The following is a 23,713-nucleotide window of genomic DNA, read 5'->3' as shown; positions in this document are numbered from 1 at the left end:
TCCCGTCGATCTCGATTTATGTTCCACCTATGGATCACCGTACTGCCTATGGAAAGTATAGTGAGGTTTCCAGCGCCAAAACAATAAATTTGAGAGGACATCGGGTAGACCCTGAGGCACGTCGGATGCGTGTCCATCGTGGGAAAAAGAGCTTACGAATCAATGTCGAACGGGCGTTCTTACTTGCGAGCAAATGCACGGGCGATCTTTTAAACGGGCTGGATTCAGTGTTTTCACCTAGAGATTCATTTTTTTATTTTCTGAGGCTGAGACCACTCCTATAATGCCCATACACGAACTGATGTTCCTTTAGTGGAACACAGACGAACCAGAGGAAAAGGTGAAAGATGTCTGAACAATGGCGCTGCGCCGGACATGCCGGCGATCTGTCGGAAGACGCACCGATCGAATTCAAGCTCGATGACGGCGCGGAGATCGGTATCTACAAAGTGGGCGACGAGCTGTATGCGCTCGAGAACGTCTGCCCGCACGCATATGCACTGTTGACGCAGGGTTTCGTCGATGGCGACACCGTCGAATGCCCGCTGCACGAAGCGGTGTTTCACATCCCCACGGGCAAATGCCTGAAAGAGCCCGGCGGCCGCGACCTGAAGACGTATTCGGTACGCCTCGCGGGCGAGGAAATTCAGATCAAGGTGGCGTGACATGGAAAAAGTCGTGAACTTCAACCCGAATCTCAAGCCGTGGCTCGCGCCGCAGCCCAACAACGTCGCCGGCAAGGGCGTGATCGAGAAGCCGGGTCAGACCGAGAACTTCATCTGGCAGACGCGCAAGGCCGAGCCGACGCAATACGAGAACGACTTCGGCGATGCGCTCGAACGCGTCTTCGAAGCGGGCGCGCTGGAACTGGAGCAAGTGGTCGCGGGATTGAACAAGGACGGCTTCCGTACGCCGGAAGGCACTACGTGGACCGCCGAACGCCTCGCCGCCGAGTTGCGCACGCTCGCTGACTAAAGAAGGAGCTTTTCCCCATGACGTCCCCTCAGCAAACAACCGTCGCCGCCGATCCCGTTCAGGCTTATCTCGATCGCGGCTTGCGTAACTACTGGTATCCCGTCGCGCCGAGCTGGCAAGTGGCGAATGCGCCCATCGGCCTGACGCGCCTCGGCGATCAGATCGTGCTCTGGCGCGACAACGAAGGCAAAGTGCACGCGCTCGAAGACCGCTGCCCGCATCGCGGCGCGCGTCTGTCGCTCGGCTGGAATCTCGGCGGCAGCGTCGCATGCTGGTATCACGGCATCGAAATCGATGGCAGCGGCACCGTGCAGAAGGTGCCCGCCGTGTCGGCGTGCCCGCTCGAAGGCCAGAAGTGCGTGAAGTCGTATCCCGTCGAAGAGCATGCGGGCGCGATCTTCCTCTGGTTCGGCGATGACGCCAACAAGGAACCCGCGCCGCTCGTGCTGCCGGAAGAACTCGTCGGCGACGAATACGCGAGCTTCCTGTGCATGTCGCACTGGAAGTGCAATTACCAGTACGCGATCGACAACGTGATGGACCCGATGCACGGTGCATATCTGCACGCGACATCGCACTCGATGGCCGAAGGCGACAAGCAGGCCGACATGCGCGTGCGCAAGACCGAAACCGGCCTCATGTTCGAGAAGGTGAATCAGCGCGACGTGAACTTCGACTGGGTCGAGCTCGGCGAAACCGGCTGCCTGTGGATGCGTCTCGCGATTCCGTACAAGAAGAAGTTCGGTCCGGGCGGCAACTTCGGGATTATCGGCTTCGCCACGCCCGTCGATGACGACAACTGCCAGGTCTACTTCTGGCGCACGCGCAAGGTGTCGGGATGGCAGCGCGATGCATGGCGTTTCCTGTATCGCAATCGTCTCGAAGGGCTGCATTGGGCCGTGCTGGAACAAGACCGCTACGTGCTCGAAAGCCTCGCGCCGAACGCGCGCAATCACGAATTCCTCTATCAACACGATGTCGGCATGACGCGTGTGCGCCGCATGCTGAAGCAGCGCGCGCAGCAGCATCTCGCCGCGCTCGACGCACTGCCGAAGAACCCGGAGCACGCTCATGCGTGACGCGCTCGATGGCCGCCGCGTGCTGGTGACAGGCGGCGCTCGCGGACTCGGCGCGGCGTTCGTCAAGGCGCTCGTCGAGAGCGGCGCGCGCGTCGCGTTCGGCGATGTGCTGCATGCGGAAGGCGAGGCGCTCGCACGTGAACTGCCGAATGCGCACTTCTTCCCGCTCGATCTGAATGAGCCGCAGAGCATCGCCGCATTCGTCGAAGACAGCGTGAAAGCGCTGGGCGGACTCGACGCCCTCATCAACAACGCCGCGATCACGAACTCGGGCGGCAAGTCCGCCGATGAGCTCACGCCGCAAACGTGGGACGCCGTGATGAACGTCAACGTGCGCGGCTCGTGGCTCATGAGCGTCGCGTGCCTGCCGCATCTGAAGGAATCGGGGCGCGGCGCGATCGTGAATATCGCATCGGATACGGCCTTGTGGGGCGCGCCGAAGCTGCTCGCCTACGTCGCGAGCAAGGGCGCCGTGATCGCGATGACGCGTTCGCTCGCCCGCGAGTTCGGCACGAGCAACGTGACCGTCAACGCAATCGCGCCCGGTCTCACGGAAGTGGAAGCCACCGCCTACGTGCCCGCCGAGCGCCACGAGTACTACCTCAAAGGCCGCGCACTGACGCGCGCGCAAACGCCCGACGACGTGAACGGCCCCGTGCTGTTCCTGCTCTCGGATGCGGCGCGCTTCGTGACGGGCCAGTTGCTGCCGGTGAACGGCGGCTTCGTGATGAATTGATTCGTTCTACTTAGAACCTGGAGAAAGCAATGGCCGATGCAGACATCGAACGCAAATCGTGGGATCAGCCCGCCGACGCGAGCTTCGAGCAATGGATGGACTCGCGCGTCGCGCGCCTCGAAACGCGCCGCTACGACTGGGACGCGCTCAAGTTCCAGGCCGATTACGACCCGAAGTATCGCCGCGCGCAGATGCGCTATGTGGGCACGGGCGGCACGGGCGTCGCGAAGGACATGAACACGGTCCCCTCGGGAAGCTTCACGTTTTCGACGATGGTCATTCCCGCCGGCAACATCGGGCCGAGCCATATTCATATCGACGTCGAAGAGATTTTCTTCGTGCTGCGCGGAAAGATGAAGGTGGTGTGCGAGAAGGACGGACAGACGTGGGAAGCCGTGCTCGGCGAGCGCGATCTCATTTCGGTGCCGCCGGGCGTGTATCGCACGGAGATCAACATCGGCGAGGAAGACGCGCTGATGTGCGTGATGCTCGGCGCATCGAAGCCGATCACGCCGACGTATCCGCCGGATTCGCCCCTGGCGAAGCTCAAGCGCTGAGGCTGCGATGAACAACGAGACGCTCGCGCGCTTTCCGGACATGCACATCGATACCGCGCACGGCATCACGGCTTATCGCGAGGCGGGTGTGTCGCATCTGCACACGCTGCCCGTCGTGTTGCTGCACGGGATCGGGTCGGGCGCGGCGTCGTGGGTTCGGCAACTCGACGTGCTCGGCACGAAGCGTCGCGTGCTCGCGTGGGATGCGCCGGGTTATGGCGTGTCCACTCGCGTGGCGAATGAATCGCCGGTTGCTTCCGACTATGCGAATGCGCTGCGCGCGTGGCTCGATGCGCTCAACATCACGCGTTGCGTGCTCGTCGGTCATTCGCTCGGCGCGATCGTCGCGGGCTCGTTTGCCGCAAGCGCGCCGGAGCGTGTCGCGGGCTTGCTGCTGATATCGCCCGCCGCGGGCTACGGCGCTGCATCGAAGCAACTGCGCGAATCGAAACGCGATGCGCGTCTAAAGATGCTGAACGAGCTCGGTCCGCAAGGACTCGCACGCGAGCGCAGCGGGAACATGGTTTCGCAATACGCCGATGACACCGCGCGCGAATGGGTCCGCTGGAACATGGCGCGCATCGTCCCCGAAGGCTACGCACAAGCGACGCATCTGCTCGCGAACGCGGACCTCGCGGCGGATATCGCGCGTTTTCATGGGCGCATCGCGGTGGCGGTCGGCGCGGAAGACGCGATCACGCCGCCCGCCGCGTGCGCGCCCATCGCGCAGGCCGCGCACGTCAGCCTGCAAGTCATGCCGCGTGCCGGACACGCGGGTTATGTCGAATCACCCGCCGCCTATACGGCGCTGATCGATTCGTTTTGCCAGGGCATCGAATGTCACATGAAAGACGGAGTACCGCAATGACATCCATCGCCACCGAAGACGCCGACAAGGGCGAACCGACTTACATCGTGCCGGGACTCGAGCGCGGACTGAAGATTCTCACCGAGTTCTCGCCGCGCGAACCCGTGCTCGGCGCGCCGGAACTGTCGCGACGCCTCGGCATTCCGCGCACGACGGTTTTCCGGCTGCTGCAAACGCTCGAATCGCTCGGCTTTCTGGAGCGCGCCGACAAGGACCGCAACTATCGCCTGGGCGTGGCCGTTTTGCGCCTCGGCTTCGAATACCTGAGCTCGCTCGAACTGACCGATCTCGGCCTGCCGATCATCGAGGCGTTGCGCGATGCGACCGGTCTCACGAGCCACATCCTGATTCGCGATGGCCGCGATGTCGTGTTCGTCGCGAAGGCGCAGAGTCACACGCCGATCTTCAGCTCGGTGAAGGTGAACGTCGGCACGCGCCTGCCCGCGCACGCGACGACGCACGGTCACGTTCTGATGGGCGATCTGTCGATCGACGAATTGCGCGTGCTTTATCCGGAACAGCATCTGGAGCGCTTCACGAAGTCGACGCCCGAGACCGTGGAGGAACTGTTCGAGCGCGTGAAAGAAGACGCCGAACGCGGCTACGCGACAAGCCAATCGTCGTTCGAGCGCGGCATTTCGGTCGTCACCGCGCCGGTTCGCAACGACACGGGGCGCATCGTCGCCGTCATCACGACGACGATCCCGCGTCCGGAAATCGATGCCGCATTGCTCGGCAGCGGCCTCATCGACAAGGTTCGCGAAGCCGCCGATGCGCTCTCGATGCGTCTCAACTATCGTCCGGCCGCGCGCGCTTCAGCGTCGAGCCGATACATGAAGTCTCTGGGGTTGCAATGATTCAGATCGATCTTTCAGGGCAGGTCGCGGTCGTGACCGGCGGTTCGTCGGGCATCGGCTACGCGACGGCGCGCCTGTTCTTGCAGGCGGGCGCGTCGGTGGCCATTTGCGGACGCGACGGCGAACGGCTCGAAGCCGCACAAGCCGCGCTCGCCAAGGAATTTCCGCAAGCGCAATTGCTCGCGTCACGTTGCGACGTGCTCGATGAGAACCAGGTGAACGCCTTCGCGTCACGCATCGAGGAACGCTTCGGCCGCGTCGACATGCTGGTGAACAACGCGGGACAAGGCCGCGTGTCCACCTTCGCCGATACGACCGACGACGCCTGGCGCGACGAACTGGAGCTGAAGTACTTCAGCATCATCCGCCCGACGCGCGCCTTTCTGCCGCTGCTGAAAGACGCGCCCTCGCCCGCGATCGTCTGCGTGAATTCGCTGCTCGCGTTGCAGCCCGAGCCGCACATGGTCGCGACTTCGTCGGCGCGAGCAGGCGTGCTGAGCCTCGTGAAATCGCTCGCGACGGAACTCGCGCCGCAACGCATCCGCGTGAATTCGATTCTGATCGGCATCGTCGAATCGGGGCAGTGGAAGCGGCGTTATCAGGACTATTTCCAACAGGCGCAAGAGCCGCGTCAAAGCTGGCAGCAATGGACCGGCGAACTCGCGCGCAAGAAGAACATTCCGCTCGGCCGCTTCGGGCTTCCCGAAGAAGCGGCGCAGGCGCTCTTTTATCTCGCAACAACGCTGTCGTCGTACACGACCGGCAGCCATATCGATGTTTCCGGAGGCTTTGCTCGTCATGTCTAAGAAAACCACGGTCGGCGAACTGATCGCCGCGTTCCTCGAACAATGCGGTGTGCGCACGGCGTTCGGCGTGATCTCGATTCACAACATGCCGATCCTCGATGCGATCGGCCGCCGCGGCAATATCCGCTATGTCGGCGCACGCGGCGAAGCGGGCGCGCTGAACATGGCCGATGGCCTCGCGCGTGTCTCGGGCGAACTGGGCGTCGCGTTCACGTCAACGGGCACCGCCGCCGGCAACGCGGCGGGCGCGATGGTCGAGGCCCTGACCGCGGGCACGGCGCTGCTGCATGTCACGGGGCAGATCGAAACCGAATATCTCGATCAGGACCTCGCGTATATCCACGAAGCGCCCGATCAGTTGTCGATGCTGCAATCGATCTCGAAGGCCGCGTTCCGCGTGCGCACGGTCGAGACCGCATTGCCGACGATCCGCGAAGCCGTGCGCGTCGCGCTGACCGCGCCCGCGGGTCCGGTGAGCGTCGAGATTCCGATCGACATCCAGGCCGCTGAAATCGAATGGCCCGCCGATCTGGCCGCGCCGCACGTCGGCGCCCTCACGCACGACAGCCTGCGCGTGAAGCAACTCGCCGATGCGCTCACGAACGCCAAGCGCCCGCTGCTGTGGCTCGGCGGCGGCACGCGTCATGCGAAGAGCGCGGTCGAGCGGCTGGTGAAGCTCGGCTTCGGCGTCGTGACGAGCGTGCAGGGACGCGGCGTGCTGCCGGAAGATCATCCGGCGACGCTCGGCGCGTTCAACGTGCATCCGTCGGTCGAAGCGTTCTACAAGACGTGCGATGCGCTCGTCGTCGTCGGCTCGCGTCTGCGCGGCAACGAAACGCTGAAGTACAAGCTCGCGCTGCCGCAACCGCTCTATCGCATCGACGCCGATGCGCTCGCCGACAGCCGTGGCTATCGCAACGAACTGTTCGTGCATGGCGACGCATCGCGCGTGCTCGACGAACTCGCGACGTTGCTCGAAGGCCGCATCCGTATCGATCCGGCGTTCGCAGGCGATCTCGCCGCCGCGCGTGAAACGGCGGTCGCGGAGGTATCGAAGGGACTGGGACCGTACAAGCGCCTCGTCGATTCGCTGCAACGCGCGGTCGGCCGCGATTACAACTGGGTCCGCGACGTGACGATCTCGAACAGCACGTGGGGCAATCGCCTGCTGAAGATTTTCAATCCGCGCGCGGGCGTGCATGCGCTCGGCGGCGGTATCGGCCAGGGCATGCAGATGGCGATCGGCGCGGCGCTCTCGGGCGCGGCGAAGAAGACCGTCGCGCTCGTCGGCGATGGCGGTTTGATGGTCAATGTCGGCGAACTCGCCACGGCCGTGCAGGAAAAGGCGAACGTGATGATCGTGCTGATGAACGATCAATGCTATGGCGTCATCCGCAACATTCAGGACGCGCAGTACGGTGGACGCCGCATGTTCGTCGATCTGCATCAGCCGGATTTCGCGCAGTTCTGCGCAAGCCTCGGCCTCGCGCATCGCCGCATCACGTCGCTCGATCAGGCCGATGACATCGTGCGCGAAGGACTCGCCATCGACGGTCCCGTGCTCGTCGAAGTGGACATGCTGTCGGTCGGCTCGTTCGCGACCGCGTTCGCCGGCCCGCCGGTGAAGAAGGAAGAGCCGAAGGAGCCGGAATATGCGTGATCCTCGTCACGCACAGCACGCGATCGATATCGCGATGATCGGCTTCGGCGCTATCGGCAGGGCGGTGTTCCAGGCGCTCGATAACGATCCGCTCGTGCGCATCTCGCATGTCATCGTGCCGGAGCACGACCGCGATCACGTGCGCTCGGTGCTCGGCGATCACGTCGATGTCGTGTCGCACGTCGATGCGCTCGCGAGCCATCCCGAGTTCGCGCTCGAATGCGCGGGACACGCGGCGCTCGTCGATCACGTCGTGCCGCTCTTGAAGTCGGGCACGGACTGCGCGGTCGCATCGATCGGCGCGCTGTCCGAAGCCGGCCTGCTCGATGCGCTCTCCCGCGCTGCCGACGAAGGCGCGGCCACGATCACGCTGCTGTCGGGCGCGATCGGCGGCGTCGATGCGCTCGCGGCAGCGAAGGAAGGCGGTCTCGACGACGTGCAGTACACGGGCCGCAAGCCGCCGCTCGGCTGGCTCGGCACGCCCGCCGAAAGCGTGTGCGATCTGAGGTCGCTGACAGCCGAGAAGGTCATTTTCGAAGGGACCGCACGCGATGCCGCGCGGCTCTATCCGAAGAACGCGAACGTCGCGGCGACCATCGCGCTGGCCGGGCTCGGGCTCGACGGCACGCGCGTGCGGCTGATCGCCGATCCGGCTGTCGAGCGCAACGTGCATCGCATCGTCGCGCGCGGCGCGTTCGGCGAGATGTCGCTCGAAATGTGCGGCAAGCCGCTGCCGTCGAATCCCAAGACATCCGCGCTCACCGCGTTCAGCGCGATCCGTGCGTTGCGCAATCGCGCCGCGCGCTGCGTCATCTGAAGGAGTTTTTGAACGATGAATCATCCCGACACTTCGCTCGTGACGTCCGGCGATATCTATATCGGCGGCGAATGGCGCCAAGGACGCGGCAATCAGTACGCGAGCATCTATCCCGCCGATCAGAGCGTCAACGCGGAAATCAGCACGGCGAACGCCGACGATGCGCGCGAAGCCGTCGAGATCGCGGATCGCGCTTATAGAAAGGCCGACTGGGCCGGATTGAAGCCGCATCAGCGGGCAGCCGTTCTGCATCGCATCGCGAGCCTGATCGAAGCGCGCCACGAAGCGCTCGCGCAATTGCAGCGCCGCGACAACGGCAAGCCGATCAGCGAAACGCGCGCGCTCGTCACGAGTGCGGCGAGCACGTTCCGCTACTTCGCGTCGTGCCTCGAAACGCTCGAAGAAGAACTCACGCCCTCGCGCGGCGACTATCTGACGATGAGCGTGCACGAGCCGCTCGGCGTCATCGCGGCGATCACGCCGTGGAATTCGCCGATTGCTTCCGACGCGCAGAAGCTCGCGCCCGCGCTCGCCGCCGGCAACGCCGTCGTGCTGAAGCCGGCCGAAGTGACGCCGCTCGCATCGCTCGCACTTGCGCGCATCTGCGAGGAAGCGGGCGTGCCGAAGGGCGTCGTCAGCGTGTTGCCAGGCAAAGGTTCCGTGATCGGCGATGCGCTCGTACGGCATCCGCTCGTGAAGAAAGTCGCGTTCACGGGCGGCACGGAAGTCGGTCGCGGCATCGCGCGGCTGGCGGCCGAGAAGCTGATGCCAGTATCGCTCGAACTCGGCGGCAAGTCGCCGACCATCGTCTACGCCGATGCCGATCTCGATCACGCGGTGAACGGCGTGCTTTACGGCATCTTCAGTTCGTCGGGTGAATCTTGCATCGCGGGTTCGCGGCTCTTTGTCGAGCGCAAGGTGTATGGCGAATTCATGGCGCGGCTCGTGGATGGCGCGAGGAAGCTGCGCGTCGGCGACCCGACGCGCGAGAACACGCAGATGGGCCCGCTCATCACGGGGCAGCATCGCGAAAGCATCGAACGCTTCGTCGCGCTCGGTCTCGAAGAAGGCGGCACGCTCCTGTGCGGCGGCGAACGTCCCACGGGCGACGGCCGCGAGAAAGGCTTCTTCTATCTGCCGACGATCATCGAAGGTCTTAGCAACGATGCGCGCATGTGTCAGGAAGAAATCTTCGGACCGGTGCTCGCCGCCTTGCCCTTCGACGACGAAGCCGCGCTGCTCGAACAGGCGAACGACAGCGTGTTCGGCCTCGCTGCGGGCATCTGGACGCGGGACTACAAGCGCGCGTGGAAGATGTCGCGTGCATTGAACACCGGCACGGTCTGGATCAACACCTACAAGCAGTTTTCGATTTCGACGCCTTTCGGCGGCTGGAAAGACAGCGGCATGGGACGCGAAAAAGGCCGTCTGGGCCTGCGCGAATACATGCAGCAGAAGAGCCTGTACTGGGGCTTGAACGATGCCCCGCTGCCGTGGGCGAACTGAAGGAGTTGCCATGACGATTCTCGGCATTGAACGAATCACATACGGCGTGACGGACCTCGACACCTGCCGGCGCTTTTTCGCCGACTGGGGCCTGAAGGAAGTCGCGCACGACGAAACGCGCGCGCGTTTCGAAACCCTGAACGGCTGCGAAGTGCTGCTCGCGCTTTCCGACGATCCCGCGCTTCCGCCCGCCTTCGAAGGCGGTCCGACGCTGCGCGAAGTCACGTGGGCCGTCGCGACGCGCGAAGAACTCGACGCACTGCGCGGACGCTTCGCGGGCCAGCCCGGTCACGTCGAAACGGATGACGCGGTCGGCTGCATCGATCCGAACGGCATGGCGATACGCGTCGAAGTCACCAAGAAGCGCGACATCGACGTGAAAGGCTCGCCCTCGAACGTGTGGGGACAAACCTTGCGCGTCGATACGCCGAGTCCCGTGTACGAGCGCGCGGAGCCGGTGGAAGTGGGACACGTCGTGTTCTTCACGAACTGCGTCGCGGAGCAGGAGAAGTTCTATCACGAGCTGCTCGGCTTCGAGACGTCGGATCGATATCCGGGCCGCGGCGCGTTCATGCGCTGCGCGCCGCACGGCGGCCATCACGACCTGTTCCTTTTGCAATTGCCCGACGGCAAGCGCGGCCTGAATCACGTCGCGTTCACCGTGCGCGATATCCACGAAGTATTCGGCGGCGGTCTGCACATCAGCCGCTGCGGCTGGACGACCCAGCTCGGGCCGGGACGTCATCCGGTTTCGTCGGCGTACTTCTGGTACTTCAAGAATCCGGCGGGCGGACTCATCGAGTATTACGCCGATGAAGACGTGCTCACGCCCGAATGGCAGCCGCGCGATTTCGAGCCCGGCCCGACCGTGTTCGCGGAATGGGCCGTCGATGGCGGTCTCGACGGTAACACGCGCCGCCAGAAAGATACGAAGGCGCCGGAAGGCAAGTTCATGACGGAGCGCAAAAATGGCTGATCTTCAAACGGTCGTGGTGATCGGTGGCGGACAGGCGGCGGGCTGGATCGTGAAGACGCTGCGCAAGGAAGGTTTCGATGGCCGCCTCGTGATGATCGCCGACGAGATTCATCTTCCCTACGAGCGCCCGCCGCTGTCGAAGGCCGTGCTCGCGGGCGACGCGGATATCGACACCGTGCGAATCGTCGATCACGACGCGTTCGCCGAGCTGAACGTCGAAGCGTGGCAGCCGGAATGCGCGGCATCGATCGATCGCGACGCGCGCATCGTGCGCACCGCAAGCGGACGCGAAGTGCACTACGACCGCCTCGTCATCGCGACGGGCGGCGCGGCGCGGCGTCTGCCGGAGTCGCTCGTGAAGACCTCGCATCTCGCCTATCTGCGCACGCTCGACGACGCGATGCTCATCGGCAAGCGTCTGCGCGAGAGTCATAGCAAGCGGCTCGTCGTGATCGGCGGCGGATGGATCGGCCTCGAAGTCGCGGCGACCGCGAAGAAGCTCGGCGTCGATGTGACGGTGATCGAAGGCGCGCCGCGTTTGTGCGGACGTTCGGTGCCCGAAAGCGTGTCCGATTTTCTGCTGAAACTGCATCGCGATAACGGCGTCGATGTGCGGCTGAATGCGTCGCTCGTTTCGCTCGAAGACTTCGGCAATGGCGTGCGCGCGCAACTCGCCGACGGCACCACGGTCGATGCCGATTTCGCGGTCGCGGGCATCGGCCTCGCGCCGCATACGGCGATCGCGGAACGCGCGGGCATCGACGTGAACGATGGCATCGTCGTCGATGAATTCGGAGCGACGAACGATGCGCACGTGTTCGCGTGCGGCGACGTCGCCAATCATCCGAACGCGTGGTTGAAGCGCCGCGTGCGCCTCGAATCGTGGGCGAACGCGCAGAACCAGGCGATCGCGACGGCGCGCGCGGTGCTTGGCGTGCGCACGCCGTATGCCGAGATTCCGTGGTTCTGGTCGGATCAATACGACGTGAACCTGCAGATTCTCGGCGACATTCCGGCGGGCGCGGAGCCGGTCGTGCGCGGCGATCTGGAAGCGCGTCGCGCGTCGCTGTTCTTCTTCGAGGGCGATGCATTGCGCGGCGTCATCGCGATCAACGCGACGCGCGATCTTAAGGTCGCGAAGAAATGGATGAGTCAGGGGCGCGCGGTCGATATCGCGGCGCTCGCGGACACCGCGAAAGCACTCGCATAACACACAGACGGGAGCAGGCATGAGGAGCATGGGCAATACGGCCGTTCAACACGGCGGCACCGCCACGACAGTCGCCGACGCGGCCACTGCCGCTCACGCGGTCACGAAGGGATCGATCATCGCGCGCATCGAGCGGCTGCCCGCCAACGCGATGCAGGTGCGCGCGCGTATCCTGATCGGCGCGGCGACGTTCTTCGATGGCTTCGATGTCATCGTCATCGCGGCGACGCTGCCGCTGCTCATCCAGAAATGGGGGCTTACGCCGGGGCAGGTCGGCTTTCTGATCGCGTCGGGCTCGATCGGGCAACTGATCGGCGCGTTCCTGTTCCCGTCGCTCGCGGAGCGCTATGGGCGCGTGCGGTCCATCGCGTGGAGCTCGGGCATCATCGGCCTGACGAGCATCGCGTGCGGTTTCGCGCCTTCGTTCGCGGTGTTCGTCGCATTGCGGATCGTGCAGGGGCTCGGGCTCGGCGGCGAGTTGCCGGTTGCGGCGACGTACATCAACGAGATCACGCGTGCGCATGGACGCGGCCGTTTCGTGCTGCTCTATGAGATCGTGTTTCCGATCGGCCTGCTCGCATCGAACGCGCTCGGCGCGTGGATCGTGCCGCGCTTCGGCTGGGAAGTGATGTACTTCATCGGCGGCGTGCCGCTCCTGCTGTTCTTCCTGCTGCGCACGCTGGTGCCGGAATCGCCGCGCTGGCTCGGCGAACGCGGCCGCATGCGCGAAGCCGGCGACGCGCTTAACGCGTTCGAAGCCACCGTCAAACAACCGCTGCCGCCGATCGGCAATCTCGCCGAGTTCGAAGCGATGGCGACGCGTCATCCGAAGCGCCGCCGCCTCGACCTGATCGGCCCGGCGTATCTGAAGCGCACGATCGCGGTCGCGCTTCTGTGGATGACGTGCGGCGTGATTCAGTACGGCCTCTCGACGTGGCTGCCGACGATCTACAAGACCGTCTATCACGCGCCGTTGCAACTCGCGCTGAATCTGGCGGTGGCGGCGTCCGTGCTCGGCGTGATCGGCTCGCTGACGTGCGCGCTGATCGTCGACAAGGTCGGGCGCAAGCCGGTCATCAACTGGTCGTTCGTGTTGTGCGCGGTGTCGCTGGTATGTGCGGGCGTGTTCGTCACGCAGTCGGTGTATGTGGTCGCGACGTTCTGCGCGCTCGCGCTCGGCTTCATGGCGTGCGGGTTCATCACCGCTTATGTCTATACGCCGGAGCTTTATCCGACGAGCATCCGCGCGTTCGGATGCGGCCTCGGCGGCGCATGGCTCAAGATCGCCGCGATCTTCGCGCCGGCGCTCGTCGGCAAGACGTTGATGGGCGGGAATATGAATGTCGCGTTTTATGCGCTGGCAGTGGTGCCGCTGGTTGCGGCCGTCGCGGTGCATTACATGGGCATCGAGACGAAGGGGAAGGTGCTGGAGCAGCTTGAAGTTTGATGCTTTCTTTGCAGGCCCGGCGGGTTGCACCGCCGGGTCTGAACTTTTGGCGTTATTGGAATTTCACGGGGACGGGGCGCGTCAGCAGATCGATGTAGAACTTGAAGAATCGGTCGTTTTCCAGACGCGTCAGTCGCCCACGGCTGCTGACACACTTCCAATAAGTGTGCATCCACATTCTGTACGATGTCCGTGTAAAGCAACGGGCCGATCACCGATGATGAAGCTTGGATCCGCTTCAATGATCTTGTTGAGTCCATGCGGGCGACCGTCCGGATACTTTTCCGGGCAATCGACGAGGTCATGCAGGCGGGCAATCGGCTTATCGCCGATCGTATGTGTCTCCGAGCCAGTAATGACCTTGCCTCCGTGAGAAGTGGCGTCACCGACTACAATTATTTGCAGGGGCATATCGAATTCCATTGTGGATTGGTTATACGTTTCATCCGGTCGTTACCGCAAGGAGCTTTTCCTGGTTGCGGGCAATGTCATCCCAGACAGCCGTCGGTATTCGGCTAACGGTTAGCCTGAATGCCTCACCTATGCTCTTTCGTTTCAACAAGGCTTCGTGAACGCTTCTGTGGCGATCAAACGCCGCGCCATACAGATAGCTGTATTGACAAAACAGCAGACGATCACCCGGCTCCGTGATTCCCCATTGCAAAGCTCGGCGATAGCGGGGCAGAAAATCGGTGAAGCGTTCGAGATAAGGGCGCGTGCCGTCGACCGCCTCGTTTTCGATCAGCACCGCCAGCAACTCGTCCGGCTCCGTATGCGCCATCAGTGCATCCGTCTCCGCCTGATCGAGGCGAACCAGAATCGAATTGCAGATCCGGCCCGTTGGCTGCGAACCAGTCTGAATACGCTGCCAGTTCTCGCGTCGTCCGCGAACCGTCCACCGCTCGATCGGTCCCATGAACATCTCGCGGATTTGCTTGCCCCAGATGTCAAGTACCGCGCTGGTATTGCGCGGATCGAAAAAACGGATCATCGCCGTCATGTTGTCGCCGATTTCGGCGAAGAGAAACGCCTGAAGATGCGTGATTAACGAACCCGGATCGACGCGGCTTTCGAGCAGGGACAGACATGGCGTGTGCAAGTCGATCCGATCGAGTTCCATGAACCAGTCGGCGCGCGTGTCGGAAATGGGCACGAGGAACAGCGACGCGCGATCCATTTCCTCTTCAGGCAACCCCGCATAAACAGAGCGGAAAGCCTCGCCCGATTGCGTGAGCAGCGCATGGATCTGCTCCGGACGAGCGGCAGCATCCACGAGGCCGTACAGGCGAGAACGCGATTCGCGGTTTGATCTGACCGACGAGCTTTGACTCATCATGCAATCTCCGTCCGCTCGGCGTTGGCCGTAGCATCGACACCGTGGTCCTGATTCAACTCGAGGGCCACCTTCAATGGATCGATGCCCAACCAATGAGAGCGATCATCGTTTCCTTGGAACACGACTCGCGGCCAGAAATAGCCACCCGGCGCATTCTCGCGGAACCAGGGCACCTTGAACCAGCAACGGCTGTCGTGGATGAGGTCGTCATACAGCGCGACCACATCGGGTTGCGACGCGAATCTGTCGACGGCTGCATCGGAAGTACATTCACGCATGAACGGGAGAACGTCTTGTACCGGCTTGAGCACAACATCGTCATTGGGATCGAATATGACGAGTCTGGTCGCGCCATTCAATCCGGTTCTCAATCCCCGCTCGACAATCCTCACGTTGGGTGAATCGGAGGGCGCCGCGTGCTCCACGCGCGGCAGATCCACCGGCAAGCTCGGATCAATATGCCAACGCGGGCGCTGCGCAGGGTCGAGATACGCCAACAACAGTTGCATTTCTTCCGCGCCCTGACGCAGGTCTCGCTTGTCGTTCGTGGGCATATCCGATGGTGCTTCGCCTGGCCGGCTGGTGTTGGGCCGTGATCCGGGCTCAGCGGGCTTTCGATCGGGATGCGCAATCTCACCCGTCAGTTCTTCGGTACGTTTCCTTTGTTTGACTTTCAGGTCGTCGATCTGATCCGACAACTCGCGCGCATCAGACAGCGAATAGACGTTGCCGCTCGCGCCGTTCGCACGTTGCTTCGCTTGGGCTTCCCTGAGTTGGTCGCTCAGCGCTTGTGATTGTGGATCAGTCTTCTGTGCTTTCTCTACCCTATTTTGAAGCTGGAACGGCGAATATCCGTCTTCCTGGGCGCGTCGGTAAAAGGGCTGTTCGGTGACATACTGGCCTCCCGGTTGCGCACGCATCGTGCGCCACGCGAGCATCTGGCGCATGCCGAACTGCATAGCCTCTTCAAACTTCGTGATTGGCGGAGCGGCCAGGCGCCATGCGTTGAACGTCTTGATCGTTGTCGGATCGACATCAAAATCAGCCGCAAGATCTTTATTCTTGAGAATCTCCTCGCCCGCCTTGAGCGGCACGCCGGCTTCGAGCGCTGCTATATACATGTCATGCAGCGGAATCTGACTAAGCTTGCGCGCATCGACGCCTTTACCATCGCTGCCGCAAGCCTTCCCCTGCTCGCCGGGGCCGTATCCGCCGCCGACATCGGAATGCACGCCGGGATAGGCCACCTCAACGCGATCGCCGCTTCCGTAGTTCTCCCCCATCCGGATCGAATCGAGCGCAAAGGCCATGCGTTGCTCATGGATGGAGAACGCGTGGTAGCAGCAGCGGACCTCCGTCGGGATATTCATGGCGCCATTGGCGGCGAAGGCCGTGCCATTTAACTGAAATATCCAAGGAAGCGAAGAGTGACCGGCTGCGCCGAAGTTGAACATGCTTCGGGTCGCATCAGGCAAACCCACTGCCGCCACCGTGTCGAACAGTCCCATGAAATTGACCGTGTACGGCAAGGCAGACTGGCCCGTGCCCGGTCCGATCTTGCCATCAGGTGCCCATTCGTTGATGAGCTTGTGCACGAATGCGCGTGCCGCAGCCGCGCCGCGCGAAAAACCGATCACGTTCACATAAATCTGCCGAACTGTCTGCGGACGACGGCCCTCGTCGACTGCTTGGCGATGCGCCCCGTCGAGCCGTTGCAGATAAGGTTTAAAGCTGCTCACTACGGTGGTGTGTTCGTCGCACAGCTTTCTCGCTTGGGCGTCGTCAATTAGCGTTTTCTTCCTGCTCGGAACGACCGCTGAATATACTGAATTCAGCAGGCGGGTATATCCCCATACACACCGATTATCGAATCCGGCGGCTAGTGCCTTTCCGCCTTTCGTGTAGACATCCTCACCGATTTGCTTAAACGGTGTACCGACACCCTGAATATATGCTTTGAAAATACCACTGTCTTGATCTTCAACGGCCGCATTGAATAGCCGTGCCACATTCGTATGCGTCTGTACCTTCGAATCCCGCCAAACACCGTTATCTTCCGCATCATTGTTGTTGGTGCCGTCGAAGAACAAGGTCACGTGCAGCGTCTGCGGGCAGGACATAGTCGGGTCGGCCACCAGCACTTTGCCACGTTGCGATGCGTTCTTGCTTTCCGAAAGGCGACCTCCTTCCGGCATGAGATCAGACCATTTCACGTTCATTGTGTGTTTCCATTCTTACGATACAGCCGATTCCATTCTTCATCGAGAGTTCCTTTCACGATCAACGGATCGTCATCAGGCGGGCGCTCGTCTGGATCATTGCCGCCTTCAGTTCCGTCAACAATCATCAAGCGGACACGATCATCAGGTAGAAAGATCAACCAGGCTCCCGCCGTATGACTGCCGTCGTATTGAGCTATCTGGACGTTCTCCGCTTTGTACCAGTAGCCCCAGGTCTTGCCGTCCTGCTTTTTGTCGACCAGCCACCGGACCGTCAGTCTGAGGTCAGGCTGCCACACGGCGGGGTAACTCAGGCAGCACATTGAGCCACCGCCGCCGGAGGGGCGCCCGTTTTCTTTAACCGGCATGACATTGGGTCCGCCGCCGGAGATATTCGATTCTTTCGGCCCCTCAATCTCAGCGGTATGGATGTACCAAGGCGTGTAGTTCAGCATCTTGACGTCGCCGCTGTTCAGCGCCCGACGGTCCTTGTCTGACCACGACTTCGCAGAGGTGCAGGATGCGAGTAACACGAGCGCTGCCGTGAGAGCAAAGCGGCAAAACATTCGAATCGGGAATTTCATATGTTCGTATCCCTGTAAAAGCATGGCGCTAAAGCAGAACGGTTCATTCTTTAACCTCCGCTAGCACCTTGCCACGTTGCGATGAGTTCTTGCATTGCGAGAAGCCGCCGCCTTCCGGCATAAGATCAGGCCATTTCACGTTCATTATTGAAGTCCTCGCGCTACGCCATTTGGAAACCGCTCGTTCCACTCCGTGTCCACTATGCCTTTTACGATCAACGGGTCATCGTCGGGGGGGCGATTATTCGCATTGTTGCCGCCGTCATGGTTGCCATCGACCACCATCAGACGCACTCGATCGTCCGGCAGGAAGATCAGCCAAGCACCCCCTGTATGATTGCCGTTGTATTGCGCTATCCGAACGTTCTCGGCTTTGTACCAATTACCAGGTGCCTTGGCGCCGAGCCTTTTGACGTCCTTAAAGACCAGCCAGCGCACCGTCAGCCTTAAATCAGGCTGCCATACGGCGGGGTAGCTCATGCAGCACGTTGAGCCGCCGCCGCCGGAGGGGCGCCCGTTTTCTTTAACCGGCATGACATTAGGTCCGCCGCCCGAGATACCCGATCCTTTCGGCCCCTCAATCTCAGCGGTATGGATGTACCAAGGCGTGTAGTTCAGCATCTTGACGTCGCCGCTGTTCAGCGCCCGAGGGTTCTTTTCCGACCACGGCTTCGCGGAGGTGCAGGATGCGAGTAACACGAGCGCTGCCGTGAAGGCAAAACCGCAAAACAATCGAATTGGGAGTTTCATATGTTCGTGTCCCTGTAAAAGAATGGCGCTAAAGTAGAACCGTTCATTCTCTAACCTCCGCTAGCACCTTGCCACATTGCGATGCGTTCATGCGTTCCGAAAGGCCGCCGTCCTCCGGTATGAGATCAAACCATTCCACGGTCATTGTGCGTTTCCATTCTTGCGATACAACGTATCCGTCAGCGCAACCCGTCTTGAGTGTCCGAGTGCACGATGCGAAGGTTTCGGCATCGTGGTGATTGGAGTGGTGCGATGGACGACGACGTGATGGGGAGAACTGCCGTGCGAACGGGCGCTCGGCGCCCCCGCCAAGGCGAGGCGTTCTGGCGAGAGATGGTGGCAGCATGGAAGATGAGCGGCGTTGGCACTCGGCGCTTCTGCCGCGAACAAGGCCTGGCCGTCAGCACTTTCGGGTTGTGGCGCAAGAAGTTTACGGGCGAGACGCCTGCAACGATTCCGCTGGCTGTGACGGCCGACGCCGCGTTTGTCGTCGCTCGCCTCGAAGGTGAGCCTGCGGCGACACCATCAACTGCGTCGGCCGATACGTCATCGTTGTCAACGCGTGATCGCGTCACCTTATCGATCGCCGGCGTTCGCATCGAAATGAGCGGCGTGCATGCGGAGCGCATTGTGCGCTTCGTGCTCGGACAGCTTGGCGGTACACGGTGCTGATCGCCGCTGACGTTCGAGCTTACATATGCCGCGAGCCGGTCGACATGCGCAAGTCGATCGACACACTGTCGTATCTGGTCGAACCGCTGCTTGCGCAGAAGCCAAGTTCAGGCAACTTGTTCGTGTTCGTCGGCCGTGACCGCAAGAAGGTGAAGTGTCTCTATTGGGACCGTACCGGCTTCGCGCTTTGGTACAAGCGGCTCGAACTTGGGCATTTTCCATCGCCCGCGGCATTGGCACAGCGCGGTTTCACGCTCGCAGAGCTCAATGCATGGCTTGAAGGTATAGAGATTCCGGCGCGCGAACCTCATCGCGCCGTCGCCGTGACGCGCGTTGCGTAAGCGCCTGAATCGCGCGTAATTCAGGGCTGGCGACGCTTGTAAACGTCGCAAGAGTTGGGCATCATGGTTGACATGTTGCCCGCCGCCGTCACTGCCGGGGATCTGCCACTGGAGCTCGAGGCGCTGCAAGCCTTCGCACTCGAACAGAACCGGCTCGCATGCGTGTTGTGGGAGCAACTGGAGAGCCTTCAGCATCAGATCGCACAACTCAATCGCGCACGCTTCGGCGCGAGTTCTGAGCGCCTGGCGGGTCAGGCCGAGTTGTTTGACGCTGCCTTAGATATTCCCGTTCCTCCCGAGCCGGCGAAGGTTCAAGTCACGGGGCACACCCGGAAGGGACGCCCCGCGTTGCCAAAGGACTTGCCACGCACGCGCATCGAATATGACTTGAGCGACGAGCAGAAGGCCGCATTCGACGCGCTTGAGCGCATCGGCGAAGAGCGTAGCGAGACGCTGCACTACGAGCCATCAAGGCTCACGGTCATCGAACATATCCGTTTCAAGTATGCAGCGAAGAAGGATGGCGAGTCGACCATCGTGACGGCGAGCGCTCAACCTTCGCCGCTGCCCAAGAGTAACGCGAGCGCGAGTCTGCTCGCGAACATCCTGGTCAACACCTACGTCGATCATCTCCCGTTGAATCGGCAGGAGATGCGCTATGCGCGCCGTGGCATTCACCTGCCGCGGGCCACGCTGTGCGAATGGAAGCTGGCCGCAGCAGAATTGCTCGCTGCGCTTATGCCACCGCTGCGTGCGCATCAGTTGCAGGCGCCGCGCATGCACGTCGACGACACGACACTGCCTTTGCTTGAGAAGGGCCGCAAGACCACCCGCACTGCTCGATTATGGGGCTATCTGGGTGCGGGCCAACGCGAGGAGAACGGCGTTTGGGTAGATCACCCTCCGGCGGTCGTGTTCGAGTTCGCTGAATCACGCGCGGGCTCGCATCCGCAGGGTTACCTACGAACTTACAAGGGCTACTTGCAGGCCGACGCATACAGCGGGCACGAGGCCCTCTACGAAACCGGCGACATCATCGCGGTCGGTTGTTGGGCGCATTGCCGCCGTCGGTTCTTTGAAATCGCCAAGACCCAAAGCAAGCCGGGACTCGCGGCACAGGCGCTGCAATGGATCGCCCAGCTATACGCCATTGAGTCGCGAATCAACCATCAGACCCCTGACCGCAAATACGCGGCGCGGCAAGCGGAGGCATTGCCGGTACTGGCGAAGTTCCGTCAATGGCTGGAAGGCAACGCCATCGGTTTGCCGACTCAGGCACCGCTCGCCAAAGCGTTTGGCTACGCGCTACGTCATTGGCAAGCGCTGATTCGCTACACTGAGAGCGGTGTTCTGTTACCGGACAACAACGCGTTGGAACGGCAAATCCGGCCGATTGCTCTTGGAAGAGTCAACTGGACCTTCGCGGGCTCGCCGCGAGGCGCTCGTGCGACGGCCACCATGTATTCGTTGCTTGGCACGGCTCGCTTAAACGGTTTCGAACCGTATGCATGGCTGAAGGAAACACTGGAGAAGTTGCCGTCGTATTCCGTCAATCGCGTGCACGAACTGCTGCCGCTTGCCCGCTAGCTACCCCGACATTTATGGACATTCTGGATTCCCTTCGGCAGGCGCCCAGCGCCGAGTTGTATCGCCTCTATCTGACCATCGGCAAAATGCTCGATGACCCCCGACGCATTCTCGAAGTCCGTCAACGACTGCACATCGGCATGACCGTCAGATACATCGGTGACAATCCGTTGGGACCCCCTTCGGAAGGCACTATCACCGAGCTGCGACATACGCAAGCGGTCGTACAGGACAACGTGACTCGACGCCGATGGGCAGTGTCGTATGCGGCGATTCTCCTCGATGCCACCGCAGCCCCAATTCAAAAGGAAGCGCCGCCACCGCGCCCGCGTCCCGAAGAGTTCTTCATCGGCGACACCGTGGGATTCACCGACAAGCATCTAAACGAGCGTGTCGGCACCGTCGTCAGGCTGAACGCCAAAACGGCGTCGATCGCCGTGACAGACTCCGAAGGACACTGGCGCGTCTCGTACGGTCTATTACGGAAAATCCTCGATATTTGATTGAAGCCCTGTCAACACGGGATGCGCTGACGGATACGATACAACCGATTCCATTCTTCGTCGAGAGTTGCTTTCACGATCAGCGGATCGTCATCAGGTGGGCGTTTGTCTGGATCGTTGCCGCCTTTAGTTCCGTCAACAATCATCAAGCGCACACGATCATCAGGTAGAAATATCAACCAAGCTCCTGCCGTATGATTGCCGTCGTATTGAGCTATCTGGACGTTTGTAGTGGTTCAGTATTCTTGGACACCGATTACGCAGTTTCCACCTTTAAATCCTCGAAATCGGCCGGCGGCATGTGACGCGCGGCCGAGTGCAAGCGTTCCTGGTTGTAGTACATCAAGATGTAAGTCAGCACATCGGCGCGAGCCTCGGCGTGATCACGGTATGCGTGCTCGCCGATGCATTCTCCTTTGAGCGTACAGAAGAAGCGCTCGACGACGGCGTTGTCCCAACAGTTTCCTCTGCGGCTCATGCTCTGCACGATCTCGTGCTCCTTAAGAAACTGCTGGAACGTCAAACTCGCATAGTTGCTTCCTTGGTCCGAGTGGAACATCAATCCCGGTTCGGTACGCCGCGTTTGAAGTGCGACCTGTAACGCGCCAATCACCAAGAACGTGTCACAGGAACCCGAGGTCGCCCAGCCGACTACACGCCGGGAATACAGATCGATCACCACAGCCAGATACATCCAGCCCTGCTGCGTCCAGATATACGTCACGTCGCCCGCCCAGAACCGGTTTGGAACCGTCACGGTGAATGCCCGATCGAGCCGGTTTTGCGCAATCGCCGATGCTTGCGTGCGCTTCACATAACGATGCGTGCGACGTACCCGCGCCTGCACACCGCCTTCGCGCATGAGGCGACGCGCACGCTCGCGTCCCACCGCATGGCCCCGACGCTTCATTTCCTGCGATATGCGCCGACTGCCATAGCTTTGCCGCATCTGCGCATGAATCGCCTGCACCTCGCGCACCAGCCCCGTACGTACCGGACGTGCCTTGCCCTGCCGTGCCTTCCATGCGTAGTAAGTGCTGCGCGCCACGCCGACTACACGACACAGCGTCGCTGTCGGATATGCCTTCTCTGCCTGCCGGATCACTTCGAATCGCGGTCCAGTTCCTTGACAAAGAAGGCCGTGGATTTTTTTAGAATGTCGCGCTCCCGTTCGAGCTCCGCCACTCGTTTCTCAAGTGCTCGAACCCTTAGCTGTTCAGCGCTGCCGCCCTCGGCTGCGCTCACCGGTGCACCCGCAACCGGCCGGCGATTGCCGATCCAGCGCCGCAACGCCGTCCCTCCAATGCCCAGCGCCTTCGCCGCCTTCGTCACCGTGTAGCCCTGCTCCAGCACAAGCGCCACTGCCTCGCGCTTGAATTCCTCTGAAAATTCTCTTCTGCCCATTTGACACCTCGCTGGTCGATCAAAGTCTACCTTTCGAAGTGTCCAAGATTGCTAGACCACTACACCGCCATGCTTCTTTGGTTCATATTCGCGCTGCCGAGCGTCACAAAAACATCGTCGATCAACATCAGCTTCGAGTGAATATAGATTTCCCGGTACGCCATCTTCTTACTCGCATCCAGACCGCTCGTGCGCAGTCGCGCGAGGCTCACCTCCAACCCCATCGAGTCGGAGAGTTGTTGCAAACTCGGCCGGTCCAGCACTTGAGTACCGTTTTTGCCCTTGTGACTGTCGTATCCGTCAGCGCATCCCGTGTTGACAGGGCTTCAATCAAATATCGAGGATTTTCCGTAATAGACCGTACGAGACGCGCCAGTGTCCTTCGGAGTCTGTCACGGCGATCGACGCCGTTTTGGCGTTCAGCCTGACGACGGTGCCGACACGCTCGTTTAGATGCTTGTCGGTGAATCCCACGGTGTCGCCGATGAAGAACTCTTCGGGACGCGGGCGCGGTGGCGGCGCTTCCTTTTGAATTGGGGCTGCGGTGGCATCGAGGAGAATCGCCGCATACGACACTGCCCATCGGCGTCGAGTCACGTTGTCCTGTACGACCGCTTGCGTATGTCGCAGCTCGGTGATAGTGCCTTCCGAAGGGGGTCCCAACGGATTGTCACCGATGTATCTGACGGTCATGCCGATGTGCAGTCGTTGACGGACTTCGAGAATGCGTCGGGGGTCATCGAGCATTTTGCCGATGGTCAGATAGAGGCGATACAACTCGGCGCTGGGCGCCTGCCGAAGGGAATCCAGAATGTCCATAAAT

General features: G+C 61.6%; 26 protein-coding genes. 18 read left to right on the top strand and 8 right to left on the bottom strand.

Annotated elements, in window-relative coordinates; translation table 11 throughout:
• The first annotated feature begins 347 nt into the window (after positions 1-347).
• Genes ACEN42_RS25930 through ACEN42_RS25865 form a run of 14 tightly spaced genes read left to right on the top strand, consistent with a single transcriptional unit; the run spans position 348 to position 13,494 of the window.
• A complete protein-coding gene (locus tag ACEN42_RS25930; RefSeq protein WP_035500201.1) occupies positions 348-665 on the top strand; it encodes a non-heme iron oxygenase ferredoxin subunit in 318 nt (105 codons plus the stop codon).
• A 1-nt stretch (position 666) separates the two neighbouring features.
• Positions 667-975 (top strand): recombinase-like helix-turn-helix domain-containing protein, encoded by a 309-nt coding sequence (locus tag ACEN42_RS25925; protein ID WP_238295522.1) that lies wholly within the window; start codon positions 667-669, stop codon positions 973-975.
• Between the two features lie 17 nt (positions 976-992).
• Positions 993-2,054 (top strand): aromatic ring-hydroxylating dioxygenase subunit alpha, encoded by a 1,062-nt coding sequence (locus tag ACEN42_RS25920; RefSeq protein WP_035500204.1) that lies wholly within the window; start codon positions 993-995, stop codon positions 2,052-2,054.
• Positions 2,047-2,790 carry an SDR family oxidoreductase gene (locus ACEN42_RS25915; protein ID WP_238218077.1) on the top strand — a complete coding sequence of 248 codons (744 nt, stop codon included), beginning with the start codon at positions 2,047-2,049 and terminating at the stop codon, positions 2,788-2,790. The genes ACEN42_RS25920 and ACEN42_RS25915 overlap by 8 nt, the downstream gene beginning before the upstream one ends.
• A 29-nt stretch (positions 2,791-2,819) precedes the next feature.
• Positions 2,820-3,347 carry a cupin domain-containing protein gene (locus ACEN42_RS25910; protein WP_035500207.1) on the top strand — a complete coding sequence of 176 codons (528 nt, stop codon included), beginning with the start codon at positions 2,820-2,822 and terminating at the stop codon, positions 3,345-3,347.
• Between the two features lie 7 nt (positions 3,348-3,354).
• The gene (locus ACEN42_RS25905; RefSeq protein ID WP_371884789.1) at positions 3,355-4,215 is read left to right on the top strand and encodes an alpha/beta fold hydrolase; all 861 of its coding nucleotides are present in this window, start codon (positions 3,355-3,357) and stop codon (positions 4,213-4,215) included.
• Complete coding sequence (locus ACEN42_RS25900; RefSeq protein ID WP_371884788.1) at positions 4,212-5,072, top strand: IclR family transcriptional regulator; 861 nt, start codon at positions 4,212-4,214, stop codon at positions 5,070-5,072. The genes ACEN42_RS25905 and ACEN42_RS25900 overlap by 4 nt, the downstream gene beginning before the upstream one ends.
• Positions 5,069-5,878 (top strand): SDR family oxidoreductase, encoded by an 810-nt coding sequence (locus tag ACEN42_RS25895; protein ID WP_371884787.1) that lies wholly within the window; start codon positions 5,069-5,071, stop codon positions 5,876-5,878. The genes ACEN42_RS25900 and ACEN42_RS25895 overlap by 4 nt, the downstream gene beginning before the upstream one ends.
• Entirely contained in the window at positions 5,871-7,538 is a 1,668-nt protein-coding gene (locus ACEN42_RS25890) for a thiamine pyrophosphate-binding protein (protein WP_238218074.1), read from the top strand. The genes ACEN42_RS25895 and ACEN42_RS25890 overlap by 8 nt, the downstream gene beginning before the upstream one ends.
• Positions 7,531-8,355 carry an aspartate dehydrogenase gene (locus tag ACEN42_RS25885; RefSeq protein ID WP_371884786.1) on the top strand — a complete coding sequence of 275 codons (825 nt, stop codon included), beginning with the start codon at positions 7,531-7,533 and terminating at the stop codon, positions 8,353-8,355. Before ACEN42_RS25890 ends, ACEN42_RS25885 begins: the two co-directional genes overlap by 8 nt.
• A gap of 15 nt (positions 8,356-8,370) precedes the next feature.
• Positions 8,371-9,861, top strand: coding sequence for an aldehyde dehydrogenase (locus ACEN42_RS25880; RefSeq protein ID WP_371884785.1), 1,491 nt, complete (start codon positions 8,371-8,373; stop codon positions 9,859-9,861).
• 10 nt (positions 9,862-9,871) lie between these two features.
• Positions 9,872-10,837: a VOC family protein gene (locus ACEN42_RS25875; protein ID WP_371884784.1), complete on the top strand. Its 966-nt coding sequence runs from the start codon at positions 9,872-9,874 to the stop codon at positions 10,835-10,837.
• Positions 10,830-12,047: an NAD(P)/FAD-dependent oxidoreductase gene (locus tag ACEN42_RS25870; RefSeq protein WP_371884783.1), complete on the top strand. Its 1,218-nt coding sequence runs from the start codon at positions 10,830-10,832 to the stop codon at positions 12,045-12,047. The genes ACEN42_RS25875 and ACEN42_RS25870 overlap by 8 nt, the downstream gene beginning before the upstream one ends.
• 28 nt (positions 12,048-12,075) lie before the next feature.
• Positions 12,076-13,494, top strand: coding sequence for an MFS transporter (locus tag ACEN42_RS25865; protein WP_371885073.1), 1,419 nt, complete (start codon positions 12,076-12,078; stop codon positions 13,492-13,494).
• A 129-nt stretch (positions 13,495-13,623) separates the two neighbouring features.
• On the opposite strand, the gene ACEN42_RS25860 is transcribed toward ACEN42_RS25865, so the two are convergent.
• From ACEN42_RS25860 to ACEN42_RS25840, 5 genes are all read right to left on the bottom strand, one after another.
• Positions 13,624-13,905 (bottom strand): PAAR domain-containing protein, encoded by a 282-nt coding sequence (locus ACEN42_RS25860; protein ID WP_238295543.1) that lies wholly within the window; start codon positions 13,903-13,905, stop codon positions 13,624-13,626.
• A 31-nt stretch (positions 13,906-13,936) separates the two neighbouring features.
• Positions 13,937-14,830 (bottom strand): DUF4123 domain-containing protein, encoded by an 894-nt coding sequence (locus ACEN42_RS25855; protein WP_371884782.1) that lies wholly within the window; start codon positions 14,828-14,830, stop codon positions 13,937-13,939.
• The gene (locus tag ACEN42_RS25850; RefSeq protein WP_371884781.1) at positions 14,827-17,049 is read right to left on the bottom strand and encodes a phospholipase effector Tle1 domain-containing protein; all 2,223 of its coding nucleotides are present in this window, start codon (positions 17,047-17,049) and stop codon (positions 14,827-14,829) included. The genes ACEN42_RS25855 and ACEN42_RS25850 overlap by 4 nt, the downstream gene beginning before the upstream one ends.
• Positions 17,046-17,633 (bottom strand): DUF3304 domain-containing protein, encoded by a 588-nt coding sequence (locus tag ACEN42_RS25845; protein ID WP_371884780.1) that lies wholly within the window; start codon positions 17,631-17,633, stop codon positions 17,046-17,048. Before ACEN42_RS25845 ends, ACEN42_RS25850 begins: the two co-directional genes overlap by 4 nt.
• A 144-nt stretch (positions 17,634-17,777) precedes the next feature.
• On the bottom strand, positions 17,778-18,383 hold the full coding sequence (locus ACEN42_RS25840) for a DUF3304 domain-containing protein (protein ID WP_371884779.1): 606 nt from the start codon (positions 18,381-18,383) through the stop codon (positions 17,778-17,780).
• Positions 18,384-18,635: 252 nt separating this feature from the next.
• On the opposite strand from ACEN42_RS25840, the gene ACEN42_RS25835 reads away from it, so the two are divergent.
• The 4 genes from ACEN42_RS25835 to ACEN42_RS25820 all read left to right on the top strand — a co-directional run bounded on the left by ACEN42_RS25835 (position 18,636) and on the right by ACEN42_RS25820 (position 21,486).
• On the top strand, positions 18,636-19,055 hold the full coding sequence (locus tag ACEN42_RS25835) for an IS66 family insertion sequence element accessory protein TnpA (RefSeq protein WP_371882815.1): 420 nt from the start codon (positions 18,636-18,638) through the stop codon (positions 19,053-19,055).
• A 44-nt stretch (positions 19,056-19,099) separates the two neighbouring features.
• Positions 19,100-19,396 carry an IS66 family insertion sequence element accessory protein TnpB gene (gene tnpB / locus ACEN42_RS25830; protein WP_371882816.1) on the top strand — a complete coding sequence of 99 codons (297 nt, stop codon included), beginning with the start codon at positions 19,100-19,102 and terminating at the stop codon, positions 19,394-19,396.
• A 63-nt stretch (positions 19,397-19,459) separates the two neighbouring features.
• Positions 19,460-20,983 (top strand): IS66 family transposase, encoded by a 1,524-nt coding sequence (locus tag ACEN42_RS25825; protein ID WP_371882817.1) that lies wholly within the window; start codon positions 19,460-19,462, stop codon positions 20,981-20,983.
• A 14-nt stretch (positions 20,984-20,997) separates the two neighbouring features.
• The gene (locus ACEN42_RS25820; protein ID WP_371882818.1) at positions 20,998-21,486 is read left to right on the top strand and encodes a hypothetical protein; all 489 of its coding nucleotides are present in this window, start codon (positions 20,998-21,000) and stop codon (positions 21,484-21,486) included.
• Positions 21,487-21,742: 256 nt separating this feature from the next.
• On the opposite strand, the gene ACEN42_RS25815 is transcribed toward ACEN42_RS25820, so the two are convergent.
• The 3 genes from ACEN42_RS25815 to ACEN42_RS25805 all read right to left on the bottom strand — a co-directional run bounded on the left by ACEN42_RS25815 (position 21,743) and on the right by ACEN42_RS25805 (position 23,709).
• Positions 21,743-22,890, bottom strand: a protein-coding gene (locus tag ACEN42_RS25815) for an IS3 family transposase (RefSeq protein ID WP_371884778.1) whose coding sequence is annotated in 2 segments (ribosomal slippage) — positions 21,743-22,641 and positions 22,641-22,890 — 1,149 coding nt in all. Because the reading frame shifts where the segments join, the coding sequence is not laid out codon by codon here.
• A 59-nt stretch (positions 22,891-22,949) separates the two neighbouring features.
• A complete protein-coding gene (locus tag ACEN42_RS25810) occupies positions 22,950-23,135 on the bottom strand; it encodes a phospholipase D-like domain-containing protein (protein ID WP_374191218.1) in 186 nt (61 codons plus the stop codon).
• A gap of 85 nt (positions 23,136-23,220) precedes the next feature.
• Entirely contained in the window at positions 23,221-23,709 is a 489-nt protein-coding gene (locus tag ACEN42_RS25805; RefSeq protein ID WP_371882818.1) for a hypothetical protein, read from the bottom strand.
• Positions 23,710-23,713 lie beyond the last annotated feature (4 nt).

The sequence above is a fragment of the Caballeronia sp. S22 genome (assembly GCF_964261745.1).
In the GTDB taxonomy this organism is placed as follows: domain Bacteria; phylum Pseudomonadota; class Gammaproteobacteria; order Burkholderiales; family Burkholderiaceae; genus Caballeronia; species Caballeronia jiangsuensis.
This window is presented reverse-complemented; position numbering and strand designations above follow the sequence as displayed.

Bases quoted from the DNA above. Each gene is read 5' to 3' on its own strand.
- ACEN42_RS25805 (WP_371882818.1), bottom strand. From the start codon at position 23,709: ATGGACATTCTGGATTCCCTTCGGCAGGCGCCCAGCGCCGAGTTGTAT.
- ACEN42_RS25890 (WP_238218074.1), top strand. From the start codon at position 5,871: ATGTCTAAGAAAACCACGGTCGGCGAACTGATCGCCGCGTTCCTCGAA.
- ACEN42_RS25835 (WP_371882815.1), top strand. From the start codon at position 18,636: ATGGACGACGACGTGATGGGGAGAACTGCCGTGCGAACGGGCGCTCGG.
- ACEN42_RS25880 (WP_371884785.1), top strand. From the start codon at position 8,371: ATGAATCATCCCGACACTTCGCTCGTGACGTCCGGCGATATCTATATC.
- ACEN42_RS25825 (WP_371882817.1), top strand. From the start codon at position 19,460: ATGGTTGACATGTTGCCCGCCGCCGTCACTGCCGGGGATCTGCCACTG.
- ACEN42_RS25885 (WP_371884786.1), top strand. From the start codon at position 7,531: ATGCGTGATCCTCGTCACGCACAGCACGCGATCGATATCGCGATGATC.
- ACEN42_RS25855 (WP_371884782.1), bottom strand. From the start codon at position 14,830: ATGATGAGTCAAAGCTCGTCGGTCAGATCAAACCGCGAATCGCGTTCT.
- ACEN42_RS25840 (WP_371884779.1), bottom strand. From the start codon at position 18,383: ATGAAACTCCCAATTCGATTGTTTTGCGGTTTTGCCTTCACGGCAGCG.
- tnpB (WP_371882816.1), top strand. From the start codon at position 19,100: ATGCGCAAGTCGATCGACACACTGTCGTATCTGGTCGAACCGCTGCTT.
- ACEN42_RS25930 (WP_035500201.1), top strand. From the start codon at position 348: ATGTCTGAACAATGGCGCTGCGCCGGACATGCCGGCGATCTGTCGGAA.
- ACEN42_RS25920 (WP_035500204.1), top strand. From the start codon at position 993: ATGACGTCCCCTCAGCAAACAACCGTCGCCGCCGATCCCGTTCAGGCT.
- ACEN42_RS25895 (WP_371884787.1), top strand. From the start codon at position 5,069: ATGATTCAGATCGATCTTTCAGGGCAGGTCGCGGTCGTGACCGGCGGT.
- ACEN42_RS25860 (WP_238295543.1), bottom strand. From the start codon at position 13,905: ATGCCCCTGCAAATAATTGTAGTCGGTGACGCCACTTCTCACGGAGGC.
- ACEN42_RS25910 (WP_035500207.1), top strand. From the start codon at position 2,820: ATGGCCGATGCAGACATCGAACGCAAATCGTGGGATCAGCCCGCCGAC.
- ACEN42_RS25915 (WP_238218077.1), top strand. From the start codon at position 2,047: ATGCGTGACGCGCTCGATGGCCGCCGCGTGCTGGTGACAGGCGGCGCT.
- ACEN42_RS25870 (WP_371884783.1), top strand. From the start codon at position 10,830: ATGGCTGATCTTCAAACGGTCGTGGTGATCGGTGGCGGACAGGCGGCG.
- ACEN42_RS25850 (WP_371884781.1), bottom strand. From the start codon at position 17,049: ATGAACGTGAAATGGTCTGATCTCATGCCGGAAGGAGGTCGCCTTTCG.
- ACEN42_RS25820 (WP_371882818.1), top strand. From the start codon at position 20,998: ATGGACATTCTGGATTCCCTTCGGCAGGCGCCCAGCGCCGAGTTGTAT.
- ACEN42_RS25845 (WP_371884780.1), bottom strand. From the start codon at position 17,633: ATGAAATTCCCGATTCGAATGTTTTGCCGCTTTGCTCTCACGGCAGCG.
- ACEN42_RS25875 (WP_371884784.1), top strand. From the start codon at position 9,872: ATGACGATTCTCGGCATTGAACGAATCACATACGGCGTGACGGACCTC.
- ACEN42_RS25900 (WP_371884788.1), top strand. From the start codon at position 4,212: ATGACATCCATCGCCACCGAAGACGCCGACAAGGGCGAACCGACTTAC.
- ACEN42_RS25925 (WP_238295522.1), top strand. From the start codon at position 667: ATGGAAAAAGTCGTGAACTTCAACCCGAATCTCAAGCCGTGGCTCGCG.
- ACEN42_RS25865 (WP_371885073.1), top strand. From the start codon at position 12,076: ATGGGCAATACGGCCGTTCAACACGGCGGCACCGCCACGACAGTCGCC.
- ACEN42_RS25905 (WP_371884789.1), top strand. From the start codon at position 3,355: ATGAACAACGAGACGCTCGCGCGCTTTCCGGACATGCACATCGATACC.